The organism is Sphingopyxis sp. GW821-FHT12C06 (assembly GCF_058807415.1).
In genome coordinates, this window is the sequence record NZ_JBXAQR010000007.1 from 272768 (window position 1) to 287503 (window position 14736).

Sequence of the window (14736 nt, forward strand, 5' to 3'; positions counted from 1 at the left end):
CCAAATCCTCTCTCCCATTGGGAGAGGGTTGCGAAGACTTGGCGGCTTGTCCGCCTAGTCGAAGCTGGGTGAGGGGCGCAGCGTTGCGTTATGCCCGCAAGGTAAGAACCCCTCACAAGACTTGGCAGGCGGCGAGCCGCCCAGCCAAGTCTATCTCTCCCGCAAGGGGAGAGAGATTCGGTCAGAGCTTCCGTCCGATCAGTTCCTTCATAATCTCGTTCGTGCCGCCAAAGATGCGCGTCACGCGTGCTGCGCGCCACGCGCGGGCGATCGGATATTCATTCATATAGCCCGCACCGCCGTGGAGCTGGAGGCACTTGTCCATCACTTCCCACTGAAGCTCGGTGTGCCACAGCTTCGCCCCGGCGCCCTCTTCAGGGGTCAGTTCCTTCTTCAGGTGACGCGCCAGCGCCCAGTCGAGGTGCGCCCAGCCAACCTGCAGCTTGGTCTTGAGGTCCGCGAGCACGAAGCGCGTGTTCTGGAAGTCCAGAATCGGCTTGCCGAATGCCTTGCGGTCGCGGGTGAATTCGACGGTGTCGTCGAACGCGCGCTGCGCCGACGCCTGCGCCGACACCGCGATCGACAGGCGCTCCTGCGGCAGTTCGCTCATCAGATAGATAAAGCCCTGCCCCTCTTCGCCAAGGCAGTTGGTGATCGGCACGCGCACATCGTTGAAGAACATTTCCGACGTATCGGCTTCGTCCTGCCCGATCTTGTCGAGGTTGCGGCCACGCTCATAACCTTCGCGATCAGCCTCGACGAGGACGATCGACACGCCCTTCCACGCCGGCTGCACGTCGGTGTCGGTCTTGACGCAGACGAGGATCAGGTCGGCGTTCTGGCCGTTGGTAATGTATGTTTTCGACCCGTTGATGACATAATGATTGCCATCCTTCTTCGCGGTCGTGCGCATGCCCTGAAGATCGCTGCCGGTGCCCGGTTCGGTCATCGCAATCGCGGTGATCACCTCGCCCGACACCATCTTGGGCAGCCAATGCTTCTTCTGCTCTTCGCTGCCATATTTCACGATATAGCTGGTGACGATGTCCGACTGGAGCGAGAAGCCCGTCGTCGCGCGGCCATAATAGGCGCTCTCTTCGTCGACGATCGCGTTATAGCCGAAGTCGAGACCCAGTCCGCCATAAGCCTCGGGCACGGTCGGGCAGAGCATGCCCAGCTCGCCGGCCTTGGGCCAGATGTCCTTGGGGACGATGCCGTCTTCGGCCCATTTCGCGGCGTTGGGGGCGATTTCCTTTTCGAGGAACTGCCGCACCGTAGCGCGGAAGGCTTCATGGTCCTCGCCATAGGCGGTTCGCGACAGCTTATCGAGCGACATGGTCTTTCCTCTTCTCCAAGGCGGCCGGACGACATCGGGGAGCCGGAACGCGCCAATGGCCGCGCGCCCAAGGCACGGCCTTCACTCCACACCTGACCTTACGTTTACGTGCACGTCAAGTAGAAAGCCGCTACGGCATGAAACTTCTTTGCCTGCCCCTGTCACGTGACGAATAGGTTTGCGGTCATTGTCAAACGCTGGGCAGCACCGACGGGCCACGCTAGGACCATATCATGGTCAACCTCCTCCTCGACGCCGGCGCGCAGCTTGGCGAATCGCCGCGCTGGAACCCCGCCGACGCACGCCTCTATTGGGTCGATATCGATGCCCACCAGATCCACCGCACCGATCCCGCAACGGGCATCGACGAGGTGATGCAGCTCGACCAGCCGGTCGGCTGCATCGCTCCCCGCGCGAGCGGCGGACTGGTCGCGGCGCTGCGCGATGGCTGCGCACTAATCGACGCGTGGGGAGAGGCCCCTCGCCCCTTCGGCCCGGCCATTCTCGCCGACAAGCCCGAGCAGCGTTTCAACGACGGCTGCGTCGACGCCACCGGACGGCTGTGGATCGGCAGCCTGACGAGCGACAAGGCGAACCCCGCCGCGACCCTCTATCGCCTCGATCCCGATGGATCGCTTACCTGGATCTTCAGCGGCCTCACCACCAGCAATGGCGCGGCGTTCAGTCCCGACGGGCGGACCTTCTATCACGCCGACACCCCGACGCACCGCATCGACGCTTATGACGTCGATCCCGTGACCGGCGCACTCGGCGCCGCGCGCGTGCTGCACCAGTTCGAGATCGGCCATGGCCGCCCCGACGGCGGCGCGGTCGATGCCGAGGGCTGCTACTGGTCGGCGCTGTGGGACGGCTGGCGCGTCGTACGCCTTTCGCCCTCCGGCGAACTGCTCCGGACGATCGAATTGCCCGTTCAGCGCCCGACGATGATCGCGTTCGGCGGTGATGACCTGAAAACCGCCTTTGTCACCAGCGCGGGCAAGAATCTGACCGACGAGGAGCGCGCACGCCAGCCGCACGCCGGCGGCGTCTTCTCCTTCCGCGTCGATGTTCCGGGCCTCATCGCCCCCGGATTCGCCGGATAACGGCCCGCCGCCTTGCACTTCGGCGCGATGTCGGGTTAAAGCCCGCGCCGATATGGTTTCGATCGAAACCTGTTCTTCCATGGAGAAACATTGATGCCGCGCCAGGCGCCCCCCCTTGTCCGCCGCTCGTCCACCCGCCCTTTGGCGATATTGCTTGCATCCACTGCGATGCTCATGGGTTATAGCCAGATGACCGTCACCGCTGCCGAATCCGCCGCCGCCAAGCCGGCCACCGCCACCGCGCCCGCAGGCGAAAACCCTATGCTCGCACCATGGACCGGCCCCTATGAGGGGGTGCCGCCGTGGGACAAGCTCGACCCCGAACTCTTCCCCGCCGCCTTCCCCAAGGCGATGGCCGAGGTGAAGGCCGAAGTGCAGGCAGTGATCGACAACCCCGCCGCCCCGACCTTTGAAAACACCCATGTCCCGATGATGCTCGCAGGCGACACGATGGACCGCCTCTCGGCGCTGTGGGGCGTCCAGACGTCGAACAAGTCGAACGACCGGGTCGAGGATATCGACGCCGAATGGAGCCCCAAGCTCACGACATTTTATACCGAACTGTTCCTCGAGCCCAAGCTCTTCGCCCGTTACAAGGCGGTGTATGACAAGCGCCTGACCAGCGGCCTCAACGCCCAGCAAATCCGCATCGTCGAGCGCAGCTATGAAGAGATGGTGCGCGACGGCGCCAATCTGTCCCCCGCCGACAAGGCAAAAATGGTCGAGTTCAACTCCAAACTCGAAAGCCTGTTCTCCAGCTTCTCGTCGAAGCTGCTCGGCGATGAAAAGCTCTACACGCTGGTAACCGACAAGGCGGAACTGGGCGGGCTCGACGCCGGCTTCATCGCCTCGCTCGCCTCCGCCGCCGAAGCCGCGGGCAAGCCCGGCCAATATGCGATCAAGAACACCCGCTCGTCGGCGCAGCCGGTGCTGCAAAACGCCACCAACCGTGCGCTGCGCGAAAAAGTCTGGCGCGCTTTCATCGGCCGCGGCGACAATGGCGACGCCAACGACACCAATGCGACGATCGCTGAAATATTGAAGCTGCGCCAGCAGCGCGCCGAACTGCTCGGTTTCGCGACCCACGCGCATTACCGCATGGCCGACACGATGGCGAAGACCCCCGAAAAGGCGATGGACCTGATGATGAAGGTCTGGCCGGGCGCCGTCGCGCGCGCCAGGGAAGAGGTCGCCGACATGCAGGCGATCGCCGATCAGGAAGCCAAGGCCGGCAAGGGTCCTAAAATCACGATCGAACCCTGGGACTATCGCTATTATTCGGAAAAGGTCCGCAAGGCGAAATACGACCTCGATGAAAGCGAAGTGAAGCCGTATCTTCAGCTCGACAAGCTGGTCGACGGCATGTTCTGGGCCGCGGGTCAACTCTACGATCTGGGCTTCCGGGAAAACACCGGCACCATCCCGGTGTTCGATCCGAAGGTGCGGACGTTCGAGGTCTATAACCTCAAGACCAACGAGAATGTCGGGGTCTTTTACCTCGACAATTTCGCCCGCGACGGAAAGCGCTCGGGCGCATGGATGACCACGTATCGCGCGCAGCAGACGCTGGGCGGCGAACGCAACGTTCTCGCCTCGAACAACAATAATTTCACCGAAGCGGCGAAGGGCGAACCGACGCTGATCAGCATCGACGATGCGACGACGCTGTTCCACGAATTCGGCCACGGCATCCATTATCTGCTGCAGCAGGTCTATTATCCGGCGCTCGCCGGGGTGCCGCGCGATTTCGTCGAATTCCCGAGTCAGGTGAACGAAAACTGGCTGATGACGCCCGAAGTGCTGTCGAAATATGCGACGCACTACAAGACGGGCGCACCGATGCCGCAGGCGCTGGTCGACAAGATCCTCGCGTCGCGCAAGTTCAACCAGGGCTTCGGAACGGTCGAATATCTGTCGAGCGCGATCGTCGACATGAAGATGCACGACCGCAAGACGCCGCCGACCGACATCGACAAGTTCGAGCGCGACACGCTGGCGGAAATCGGGATGCCGAAGGAAATCGTCATGCGGCATCGCCTGCCGCAGTTCGGCCACCTCTTCTCGAGCGACGCCTATTCGGCGGGCTATTACAGCTACCTCTGGTCCGAAACGATGGACGCCGACACCTGGGCGGCCTTCACCGAAGCGGGCGGCCCGTGGGATCGCACCGTCGCCGACAAGTTCCGCACCATCCTGTTGATGACCGGCAACGAGACCGACCGCGCCGAAGCGTACCGCGCCTTCCGCGGCCGCGACCCCGACGTGAAGGCGCTGCTGCGGAAGCGCGGCTTCCCGACCGGCGAATAAGTCGAACACAGCAAAGGCAAAGGGGGCGATTTCGCCCCCTTTGTTTGGGGGGATGCGAAGTCAGCCCCACTTGTTGCCTCGGGCTTGATCCGAGGGCCATGCTACCGACAGAAGCCGTTCCCCGGCGAAAGCCGGGGTCCAGAGCGCCACCAAACGACGCCTGTTGTACTACGCGCTGGGCCCCGGCTTTCGCCGGGGAACGGGAACGGCGCTCAAAGACCGATTGCCGTCACCCAGTGAGCAATGTAACAACATCTCATGAAAGCCGCTCGGATCATAGTCTTGGCATCATGCGCCCTCCTTCTTTCATGCAGCGAAGCCCAGCCATCCAAAGCTGCTCACTGGCGGGTTTCGGTCGGTGGAAGCCCGTCTTGCCTCGCTAAACTGACGCAGAAAATGGGCGATGCGCGAATAGGCGTTGCGCGGTTTCCTCAATGGAATGGCAGCAACGGAGTGATGGAATTTGGCCCAGTTCCAAAGGCAGAAGTTGAGAATCTGTTCATGATCGTCCGAACTTCCGGATGCGGAAAATTGAGAGGTAAGCGCCTAAGCTGTTCGAGCGACTACTCCGATCTACGCGTCTGCTAACCACCCCAAAACCGTCATCCGCGCCAGTTCGCCCGAATCCGGTTGACCGTCGCCAAATCCGATATAAATATGATATCATAATTATATCGGAGGGTATGATGAGCGATTCCAATGCAACGGCTGGCCTGAACCCGACGCGCGAAATTCGTGCCGCCACCGCGAGCGGCTATGTCATGCTGCTCATCTGGCTGACCTTGCTGGCCCTTGCCGTGTGGTGCGGTATCCAGCTGGCAAACGACAATGCCTCGCCGACGATACTCGCCATGCTCGCGGCCAGTGCCGTCGCCGGGACGTTGATCCTGTGCGGATTTTACCTGATCAATCCCAATGAAGCTGCCGCGATCCAGTTGTTCGGCGCCTATAAGGGCACCGATCGCGAAAACGGGCTGCGCTGGGTGCTGCCCTGGCTGACGCGGCACAAGATCGCGGTGCGCGCAAACAATGTGATTTCGGACAAGATCAAGGTCAACGACCTGCGCGGCAACCCCATCGAAATGGCGGCGCAGGTCGTCTGGCGGGTCACCGACACCGCGCAGGCGCTGTTCGACGTCGACGATTATAAGGGATTCGTCATGGCGCAGATCGAAGCCGCGGTGCGCTCCATCGGCTCGCGCTATCCCTATGACGACATCGAGCATCAGGAGGTCACGCTGCGCGGCAACCATGACGAGGTCGGGGTCGAGCTGCGCAAGGCGCTGATCGAACGGCTGAGCGTCGCGGGGATCACCGTCGACGAATGCGGGCTGACCCATCTGGCCTATGCGCAGGAAATCGCCGGGGCGATGCTGCGCCGCCAACAGGCCGAAGCCGTGATCGCAGCGCGCAAGAAACTGGTCGAGGGTGCGGTGACGATGGTCGAAATGGCGCTGACCCAATTGTCCGAAAAAGGCGTCGTCGACCTCGACGACGAACGGAAGGCGGCAATGGTATCGAACCTGATGGTCGTGCTGTGCGGCGAACGCGACACCCAACCCGTCGTCAACGCCGGCTCACTTTATTAACGCGACCACCATGTCTGCGTCCGCCAGGAAAGCCTTTGCCCTTCGCCTCGATCCCGCGCTCTATGCGGCGATCGAGCGGATGGCGGCGGCCGAACTGCGCAGCACCAATGCCGAGATCGAGGTGTTGCTGCGCGAGGCACTGACGCGGCGCGGTGTAAGCCTCAAACCGCCAGCCCCCGCCAAACGCGGGCGCCCATCCAAAAAGGAAGGCTGATCATGCTGCACCTGTTCACGCAAAAGGGCCCCTGGTTCCGCGCCAAGCGCCATGGCTATGGCACCGGCCTGCCGATCGCCTGGCAAGGCTGGCTGGTCCTCGCGCTTCATATCGCGATGATCGCCGGACTGACGGTGCTGCTGCAAGACCGTCCGATCACGATGGCGATCGCGGTCGTGCTCGCAGGACTGGCCCCAATGCCTCTCTACCGCGCCAGGACCGAAGGCGGTTGGCGCTGGCGCTAGATCGCCGACTGGCGCCCAAATCAGGCCAATTATCGCTGGCATGCGCTGCCCCGCTTGCCCCCCACCGGCTTGATGGTTAAGGCCGATTCCATGACCGCCCATCCCACCCCTGTCCGCATCGCCCCGTCCATCCTCAGCGCCGACTTCGCACGGCTGGGAGAGGAAGTGCGCGCGATCGAAACAGCGGGCGCCGACTGGGTCCATATCGACGTCATGGACGGCCATTATGTCCCCAATCTGACGATCGGCCCGGCGGTGGTGAAGGCGCTGCGCCCGCACTCGACCTTGCCCTTCGACGTCCATCTGATGATCAGCCCGGTCGATCATTTCCTCGACGCCTTTGCCGCGGCGGGCGCCGATATCATCACCGTCCATCCCGAGGCGGGTCCCCACATCCACCGCACCGTCCAGCACATCAAGTCGCTGGGCAAGCAGGCCGGCGTGTCGCTGAACCCCGCGACCCCGGCGAAGATGCTCGACTATCTGATCGACGATATCGACTTGGTGCTGATCATGAGCGTCAATCCCGGTTTCGGCGGCCAGAGCTTCATCTCGAGCCAGCTTCGCAAGATCGAGGCGGTCCGCAAGATGATCGACAAGACCGGCCGCGACATCAGGCTGGAGGTCGATGGCGGTATCGACGCCGCGACGGCGCCGCTGGCGATCGCCGCGGGCGCCGACGTGCTGGTCGCGGGCACCGCGACCTTCAGGGGCGGCCCTGACGCTTACGCCGATAATATCCGGCGGCTGCGCGGCGCCTGAGGATGGTAAAACCGGTGACGGCCCCAACCGATAATGATCCGGGTACCGCCGCTGCCGACGTCCTCGATGACACGATCGAGCCCGGCAAGCGCCTGATCCGCCTGCCCGCCGACACAGGCCTGACGCTCGGCGACCGTATCGCCAACCATATCACCCGGCTGACCTGGCGCACACCGCTCCACGCGCTGCGCCTGAAGGGGCGTTTCCCGCTCAAGCTGCTCGGCGTGCCGGTCGACCCGGTTCCGGGCGACGCGCGCGCGGGCACCGCGATTCGCGCCGGCCACTTCCTGCATCGCGGGCTGAAGCTCTCGCTCGGCGAACTCGATTTCGCCGCGCTCGATGTGCCACCAGCCTTTGCCGATTATCTCCACAGCTTTGCCTGGCTGCGCGACCTCGCCGCCACCGGCACGCGCACCGATGGCGTGCCGATCGCCGAAGCCGTCGTTCGCCACTGGCTGGCGACGCATGGAGAAACGGTCGGCGAACCCGCGTGGAAGGCCGACAACACCGCTTGGCGCATCCTGTTCTGGGCAGCGCACGCGCCGCTGATCCTGTCGTCGAGCGACCTCATCTATCGTTCGGCGGTGCTCAATCAGCTCGCCCGCGCGGCGCGCCACCTCGATCGCGTCGCCGACAAGACTCGCCCCGGCACCGGCCAGATGGTCGCGTGGGTCGGGATCGTCGCCGCTTCGCTGCTGATGCCCGGGGGCGAACCGCGCCAGATCTTCGGCGAAGCCGGCCTTCGCAAAGTGCTCGAGACCAGTTTCTACGCCGACGGCGGCAATATCTCGCGTTCGCCGCAGGCCCAGCTCGACGCGATCATGGCGCTGTCGATGCTTGCACAAGTCTATGACATGCGCCGCATGGAAGTCCCGCCCTTCGTCCAGGAAGTGCTCGCACGCGCGGTCCCTGCGCTGCTCGGCCTCGTTCACAGCGACGGCGGCATGGGCAACTGGCAGGGCAGCGGCGCGACCGCCGCGGCCGACATCCAGGCGATCGTCCGCGCCAGCGGCATCCGCACCCGCCCGCTCAAACAGGCGCGCGACTGGGGCTATCAACGGCTCGTCGCGGGCAAGGTCGTGCTGCTCGCCGACGCCGCCCCGCCGCCGATCGCCCGCGTGACCGAGGCGGGCTGCGCCTCGACCCTCGCCTTCGAACTCAGCGATGGAGACGAACGCATCGTCGTCAATTGCGGGGGCGCCGCGCTGACCGGCGCGACGATCCCCACCGACCTTGCGCGCGGCCTGCGCACCACAGCGGCGCATTCGACGCTTATCCTCGCCGACACCAATTCAACGGCAATCCTTCCCAATGGTTCGCTCGGCAAGGGCGTGACCGAGGTCGAGCTCGACCGCCGCGAAACGCCGCAGGGCAGCCGGCTCGAGATGAGCCACGACGGCTATGCCCGCCGCCACGGTCTGATCCACCGCCGCCTGCTGATCCTGTCACCCAATGGGCGCGAATTGCGCGGCGAGGATTTGCTGCTCCCCGCCCCGCGCAGTCGCCGCAAGGGCGACAAGGGCTTTGCGCTGCGCTTTCACCTTGGCCCCAATATGTCGGCCAGCCTGACCGCCGACCGGCTCGGCGCACTGCTCCGCATCAACGGCGGCCCGCTATGGCAATTCCGCACGTCCGAAGGCGTGCTGGATGTCGAGGACAGCCTGTGGGTCGACGGCAACGGTCGCCCGCATCCGACTGAGCAATTGGTTGTCACCAGCATTGCTCCGGCGGGCGGCGCCAGCGTCGGCTGGATTTTCAAGCATATCGGCTGACGGCGGCGGGCCAGGGACTGCCCGCCGCCGCACAGCGTCAGAAGGCGTAGCGCGCCATCAGTTGAAAGACCGGACCGGCCTTTTCGGATTCGAGTTCATATTCGTCGAAATCACGCGCGTTCTGTTCGCCGATCGTGTTGAACTTGTTGAAAACCTCGCGTTTCGCACCGTTCAGCAGGTTCGACCCCACCGCGCGGATCGTGAAACTCTTGCCGAAACGCTTTTCAACGAAGATTTCAAGGTCGGCGCCATAGGTGGTGAAAACTTCTTCGCCGACGGTCCGGTCGAACGCTCCGCCCTGCTTGCGATAGGTCGCACCGAAGGCTGCGCCGACCGACGGGATGTCCTGAATCACGCCAAAATTGTAGACATACTTGCTCTGTCCATTGAAGCGACGCTTGCCGAACTCGTCGACGATCTTGCTGTCGAGCCACGACACGTTGCCGAAGACGCCAGTGTCGGGCAGACCGACGAAGCCGAGGTCGGTCGACAGGTCGAATTCGACACCCCACACCTTGCCGTCGCCGATATTCTGCGGCTGGTAGACGAACGTTCCGGCGCCTTCCGATCCTTGCTCGCCCGTATTGGTGAGCTCGATCAGATCGTTCACCTTGCGGTAAAAGACGTTGATGCCGGCAATGCCCGAGCGACCGAGGCGCTGTTCATAACCGACATCGAAACCCCATGATGTTTCGGGGTCGAGCAGCGGGTTGCCGAGCAGATCATTGTCGCCAAGCTCGGCATCGAGCGTCGCGGGCGAGAGGAAATTAAACTCCGGCCGGCGGCTGGTGCGGGCAGCCGATGCAGTGACGCGACCGCGCGCGCCGACGTCGATCTTCACCGATGCCGAGGGAAGCAGCTTCTTGTAGTCATTGTCGATACGCGTCGCGGGCGGCGTCAGGTCGTTGATGGTCAGATCGGTCGTCTCATAGCGTACGCCCGCTTCCCACTTCACGCCGGGCATGTCACCCTCGATCAGCACAAAGCCGTCGAGACGCTTTTCCTCGATCGTGTTGATGCCGCCGACAGCCGGAACAAAAACACCGAAGGGGCGCACGAACTCGGTCGGGTTGCGCACGAACTGGTCATAGCCCTGACGATTGGCAGCGGTCAGATTGTAGCGATCGCGCGGCGCCTCGGTGATCGAGGTCGAGCGATCCTTGTCCTGCCACAGCCCCCCGAACAGCAGCTTGGTGTTCTCGCCAAGTTCGAACTCATGCTCCAGCCGCACCGAAAATTCCTTGTCGGTGATGCCGGTGCGCGTCTGGTCGCCGGTAAAGCGCGGCAGCGCGCGATCGAATTCGACTTCATATTCGGTTTCGAACCGGTCTTCGTCGAACCAAGCGTAGCCGACCTTCAGGCTCGTCTCGCCCAGCGACCAGCGGTGTGCGAGTTTGCCGTTGACGCTGTAATTATCCTGATTGATCTTTGCGACATTGGCGTTGTCGACGGTCAGATTGCCCGGCGGCGTGGCGCGGATCGGCCCGTTGATGTTGGTCGGGTGATTATATTCGAAGCTACGCTCGTTTTCGGTGCGATCAGTATGAACGTAAAATCCATTGACCGAGAAATCGGTCGTATCGCCCTTGATGTCATAGGTCGCGTTGAAGGAATAATCCTTGCCGTCGCGCGTATCAGTCTGATCCTCGCGGTTCTCGAAATCGTCGGTCGCAAAATCCGGGTTGTTTTCCGGCGAATCGCTGTAACGCAACGACGATTTTTTCTTCGGATTATGGCGTCCCTGGAAATTCCCCCCGATCAGGAAGCGCCCCGGCCCGAGTGCGCCGCCGAACACGCCGCCGACGCTCGGCTCGAATTCCTTGTCGTCATAGTAGAGGCCACCCGCGCGGAGATAGCCACCGTCGAGCGCATAGCCATCGCGCAGACGGATATTGATCGTGCCCGCGACCGCGTCGCCGGTGCGCCGCGCGGAGGAGGAGCGGACGATTTCGACGCGCTCGATCAGTTCGGCGGGAATGCGGTCGAGAAAGAAGCTGCGATCGGCATTTGAACCCGGCACCTTTTCACCGTTAATCAATATCTGCGTATAGCCCGGTGGCAGACCGCGCAGCCGGGCGCCGTCGCTTTCGATGACGTCCGACAGAAAGGTCACCGACGGCACGCGCTTCAGCGCGTCGCCAGCCGTCAAAGGCTCGAAGCGCTGGAAAAATTCGCTGTCGTAGCTGACGACGGGTTCGGCCTCATTCTCGCTGCGGTTGCGATAGCCGATGCTGCCAAGGACGACGATGTCGCGTGAGGTGGTGATGCTGCCATCCTCATTCTGGATCGGCGCTTCCTGTGCGGCGGCCGGGACGGCGGCAAGCGCGGTGGCAAGCGCGAGTGCGGCAGCGGAATGCAGGCTGAAAGTTCGAATCATGTTGGTCAGACCCCCTTTTGTGGTTGCCGGGCGTCTAGGCGGGGCGTGTGACAGTTTGCGACGAGCCGCGTGACAATTGAATGACAGTTAAGTTACGGAAATATTGTGGTATTGACGCCGCATCGCTTTGCTGGGACGGGGCGCGCCAGCTGCGCGTTCGCGCCGCCGGAACAGGGGAAATCATCATGGCCGCCATCCGCAAATGGAAGCTGCTGACGTCATTCGCTTTTGCATCTGCCTTGGCAGGATGCGCCGGACAGGCCGAGCCGGTAATCCACGGCCTGCCCCCGGCACCCGTCACAGCGAGCGGCGAAACAGCTCCTGTCGGAACCGGCCAGGCCGACGCAGCCGACGATCCGGCGATCTGGATCGACCCCGCCGATCCAAGCCGCGCGCTGGTCATCGCGACCGACAAGAAGGCGGGTCTCCATGTCTATGACCTCGCGGGCAAGGATCTGGCGTTCATCAAGGCCGGGCTGGTCAACAATGTCGATGTGATGGGCGACATCATCGTCGCCAGCGACCGCAACGATGGCGTGAACGCCCATCTCGCGGTCTTCCGTCTCGACGGCGCCAGGCCTGCGCTGACCGCGATCGGCCGCGCCCCCGCGGGTGCGGGCGAAGCCTATGGCCTCTGCCTCGCCCAGACCGCGCCCGGCGCGCCGCTCACCGCCGCGCTGATCGTCAAGGACGGCACGGTACGCGTCGGCACGCTGACCGTCGCCAACGGCGCGGCGCCCGCCTTTGCGGTGCAGTGGGAGCACAAGATTCCGACCCAGTCCGAAGGCTGTGTCTTCGATGGCGACACGCTGTACGTCGGCGAGGAAGATGCCGGCATCTGGCAATTGAAGCCCAACGGTGCCGGCGCCACCGCGCGTCTGGTCGCGCCGGTCGACAACCAGCGCCTCGTCGCCGATGTCGAGGGTCTCGCGACGATCGACCACAAGGGTCAGCGTTACCTGATCGCCTCGAGCCAGGGCGACAATGCGTTCGCGGTCTTCCGCCTGCCCGGCGTAGACTATGTCGGGCGCTTCGCGGTCGCCGCTGGCGCCTATGGCGCGACGAGCGAGACCGACGGGATTGCCGCGGCGGCGGGCAATTTCGGCGGCGATTATGCCGGCGGGCTGTTCATCGCGCAGGACGGCGACAACGCGCCCAAGGCGCAGAATTTCAAGCTGGTCGGCTGGGACCGGATTGCGGCGGCACTGGGGCTGTAGGCAAACGTCGCCCCCGCGAAGGCGGGGGCCGCATGAAGCCTCGCGCAAGGTTGCCAGCGACCCCCGCCTTCGCGGGGGCGACGGATGGCGGAGTCACCTTGCCCAAAAGCGGCCATGCGCCTAGGGGGACTGCGTCTTTCCACCCCATAAGCAAAGCCCCTTCCCATGACCGATCTCGTCCCCGTCCGCCGCGCGCTTCTGTCCGTCAGCGACAAGGCAGGTCTCACCGACCTCGCCGCAGCGCTCGTCCGCCATGGCGTCGAACTGGTCTCGACCGGCGGCACCGCGAAGGCGCTGCGCGAAGCGGGTCACACCGTCCTCGATGTCGCCGACCTCACCGGCTTTCCCGAGATGATGGACGGCCGCGTCAAGACGCTGCACCCGACTGTCCACGGCGGCATTCTCGCCGTCCGCGACGACGCGGCGCATGTCGCGTCGATGGAAGAACATGGCATCGGCGCGATCGATCTCGTCGTCGTCAATCTCTACCCCTTTGCTGCCACGGTCGCGAAGGGCGCGGCGCGCGACGAGATCATCGAGAATATCGACATCGGCGGTCCCGCGATGGTGCGCTCGTCAGCGAAGAACCACGCTTTCGTGAACATCGTCACCGAGCCCGAGGATTATGCCGCGGTGATCGCTGAGATGGACGCCAATGGCGGCGCGACGACGCTGGAGCTGCGCAAGCGCCTCGCCGCCACTGCCTTTGCCCACACCGCGACCTATGACGGGATGATCGCCAGCTGGTTCGCTTTCGCCGATCAGGGCAAGCTGTTCCCCGACACACTGCCGCTGACCGCAAAGCTGCAAACCGAGCTGCGCTACGGCGAGAATCCGCACCAGAAGGCGGCGCTCTACCTCCCCGCCGGCCCCGCATCGCGCGGCATCGCGCAGGCCGAACAGGTGCAGGGCAAGGAGCTGAGCTACAACAATATCAACGACGCCGACGCGGCGCTCGAGCTGGTCGCCGAATTCCGCGACGCCGGACCGACCTGCGTCATCGTCAAGCACGCCAATCCGTGCGGCGTCGCGAGCGGCGCCACGATCGCCGAAGCCTATGACGCGGCGCTGAAGTGTGACGATGTGTCGGCGTTCGGCGGCATCATCGCGGTCAACCGGCCGCTCGACGGCCCGACGGCGGAAGCGATCAGCGGTATCTTCACCGAAGTCGTCTGCGCCCCCGACGCCGACGCCGATGCGCGCGCGGTCTTCGCGAAGAAGAAGAACCTGCGCCTGCTGCTCACCGGCGAACTGCCCGATCCCTCGCGCGGCGGCCTGATGATGAAGACGATCGCGGGCGGCTGGCTCGCGCAGAGCCGCGACAATGGCCATATCACCCGCGACGACCTGAAAGTCGTCACCGACCGCGCGCCGACCGAGGAAGAGCTGACCGACGCGCTCTTCGCCTGGACGATCGCCAAGCATGTGAAGTCGAATGCGATCGTCTATGCCAAGGGCGGATCGACCGCGGGCATCGGCGCAGGCCAGATGAACCGCCGCGACAGCGCGCGCATCGCCGCGATCAAGGCACGCGAAGCCGCCGAGACGCATGGCTGGGCGGCCCCCCGCACCGTCGGCAGCGCGGTCGCGAGCGACGCCTTCTTCCCCTTCGCCGACGGCCTGCTCGCGGCGGTCGAGGCGGGCGCAACCTGCGTGATTCAGCCGGGCGGCTCGATCCGCGACGATGAGGTGATTGCCGCAGCGAACGAAGCCGGCCTCGCGATGGTGTTCACCGGAATGCGCCACTTCCGCCACTGATAGCTGTTCCCCGGCGAAAGCCGGGGCCCATGCTTTCGGCGCCGCGACGAGCCCCG

At 64.1% G+C, this 14736-nt stretch carries 11 protein-coding genes; 9 read left to right on the top strand and 2 right to left on the bottom strand.

Features of this window, described 5'->3' with window-relative positions; translation table 11 throughout:
- Positions 1–181 precede the first annotated feature (181 nt).
- The gene (locus AC1RRJ_RS20595; protein ID WP_493126198.1) at positions 182–1336 is read right to left on the bottom strand and encodes an acyl-CoA dehydrogenase family protein; all 1155 of its coding nucleotides are present in this window, start codon (positions 1334–1336) and stop codon (positions 182–184) included.
- A 233-nt stretch (positions 1337–1569) separates the two neighbouring features.
- Between AC1RRJ_RS20595 and AC1RRJ_RS20600 the strand changes: the two genes are divergently transcribed.
- The 7 genes from AC1RRJ_RS20600 (at position 1570) to AC1RRJ_RS20630 (ending at position 9328) form a co-directional block, all read left to right on the top strand.
- Positions 1570–2439, top strand: coding sequence for an SMP-30/gluconolactonase/LRE family protein (locus tag AC1RRJ_RS20600; protein ID WP_493126199.1), 870 nt, complete (start codon positions 1570–1572; stop codon positions 2437–2439).
- A 168-nt stretch (positions 2440–2607) separates the two neighbouring features.
- A complete protein-coding gene (locus tag AC1RRJ_RS20605; RefSeq protein ID WP_493126201.1) occupies positions 2608–4746 on the top strand; it encodes a M3 family metallopeptidase in 2139 nt (712 codons plus the stop codon).
- Between the two features lie 686 nt (positions 4747–5432).
- Positions 5433–6335 (top strand): SPFH domain-containing protein, encoded by a 903-nt coding sequence (locus AC1RRJ_RS20610; protein ID WP_493126277.1) that lies wholly within the window; start codon positions 5433–5435, stop codon positions 6333–6335.
- Between the two features lie 10 nt (positions 6336–6345).
- Entirely contained in the window at positions 6346–6549 is a 204-nt protein-coding gene (locus AC1RRJ_RS20615; RefSeq protein ID WP_493126203.1) for a type II toxin-antitoxin system antitoxin, read from the top strand.
- A gap of 2 nt (positions 6550–6551) precedes the next feature.
- Entirely contained in the window at positions 6552–6794 is a 243-nt protein-coding gene (locus AC1RRJ_RS20620; RefSeq protein ID WP_493126205.1) for a hypothetical protein, read from the top strand.
- 90 nt (positions 6795–6884) lie between these two features.
- Positions 6885–7556 carry a ribulose-phosphate 3-epimerase gene (rpe, locus tag AC1RRJ_RS20625; protein ID WP_493126207.1) on the top strand — a complete coding sequence of 224 codons (672 nt, stop codon included), beginning with the start codon at positions 6885–6887 and terminating at the stop codon, positions 7554–7556.
- 2 nt (positions 7557–7558) lie between these two features.
- The gene (locus AC1RRJ_RS20630; protein WP_493126209.1) at positions 7559–9328 is read left to right on the top strand and encodes a heparinase II/III family protein; all 1770 of its coding nucleotides are present in this window, start codon (positions 7559–7561) and stop codon (positions 9326–9328) included.
- A gap of 37 nt (positions 9329–9365) precedes the next feature.
- Here the strand turns inward: AC1RRJ_RS20630 and AC1RRJ_RS20635 are convergent, their stop codons facing one another.
- Positions 9366–11705, bottom strand: coding sequence for a TonB-dependent receptor plug domain-containing protein (locus tag AC1RRJ_RS20635; protein WP_493126212.1), 2340 nt, complete (start codon positions 11703–11705; stop codon positions 9366–9368).
- A 185-nt stretch (positions 11706–11890) separates the two neighbouring features.
- On the opposite strand from AC1RRJ_RS20635, the gene AC1RRJ_RS20640 reads away from it, so the two are divergent.
- Both AC1RRJ_RS20640 and purH read left to right on the top strand, forming a co-directional pair.
- Complete coding sequence (locus tag AC1RRJ_RS20640; RefSeq protein WP_493126214.1) at positions 11891–12922, top strand: phytase; 1032 nt, start codon at positions 11891–11893, stop codon at positions 12920–12922.
- Between the two features lie 165 nt (positions 12923–13087).
- Positions 13088–14680, top strand: coding sequence for a bifunctional phosphoribosylaminoimidazolecarboxamide formyltransferase/IMP cyclohydrolase (gene purH / locus AC1RRJ_RS20645; protein WP_493126216.1), 1593 nt, complete (start codon positions 13088–13090; stop codon positions 14678–14680).
- The last annotated feature ends 56 nt before the right edge of the window (positions 14681–14736 follow it).

What these genes read in the sequence shown, in the direction of transcription:
- rpe (WP_493126207.1), top strand. Translation starts at nt 6,885, where the DNA reads ATGACCGCCCATCCCACCCCTGTCCGCATCGCCCCGTCCATCCTCAGC.
- AC1RRJ_RS20595 (WP_493126198.1), bottom strand. Translation starts at nt 1,336, where the DNA reads ATGTCGCTCGATAAGCTGTCGCGAACCGCCTATGGCGAGGACCATGAA.
- AC1RRJ_RS20620 (WP_493126205.1), top strand. Translation starts at nt 6,552, where the DNA reads ATGCTGCACCTGTTCACGCAAAAGGGCCCCTGGTTCCGCGCCAAGCGC.
- AC1RRJ_RS20615 (WP_493126203.1), top strand. Translation starts at nt 6,346, where the DNA reads ATGTCTGCGTCCGCCAGGAAAGCCTTTGCCCTTCGCCTCGATCCCGCG.
- purH (WP_493126216.1), top strand. Translation starts at nt 13,088, where the DNA reads ATGACCGATCTCGTCCCCGTCCGCCGCGCGCTTCTGTCCGTCAGCGAC.
- AC1RRJ_RS20605 (WP_493126201.1), top strand. Translation starts at nt 2,608, where the DNA reads ATGCTCATGGGTTATAGCCAGATGACCGTCACCGCTGCCGAATCCGCC.
- AC1RRJ_RS20640 (WP_493126214.1), top strand. Translation starts at nt 11,891, where the DNA reads ATGGCCGCCATCCGCAAATGGAAGCTGCTGACGTCATTCGCTTTTGCA.
- AC1RRJ_RS20610 (WP_493126277.1), top strand. Translation starts at nt 5,433, where the DNA reads ATGAGCGATTCCAATGCAACGGCTGGCCTGAACCCGACGCGCGAAATT.
- AC1RRJ_RS20600 (WP_493126199.1), top strand. Translation starts at nt 1,570, where the DNA reads ATGGTCAACCTCCTCCTCGACGCCGGCGCGCAGCTTGGCGAATCGCCG.
- AC1RRJ_RS20635 (WP_493126212.1), bottom strand. Translation starts at nt 11,705, where the DNA reads ATGATTCGAACTTTCAGCCTGCATTCCGCTGCCGCACTCGCGCTTGCC.
- AC1RRJ_RS20630 (WP_493126209.1), top strand. Translation starts at nt 7,559, where the DNA reads ATGGTAAAACCGGTGACGGCCCCAACCGATAATGATCCGGGTACCGCC.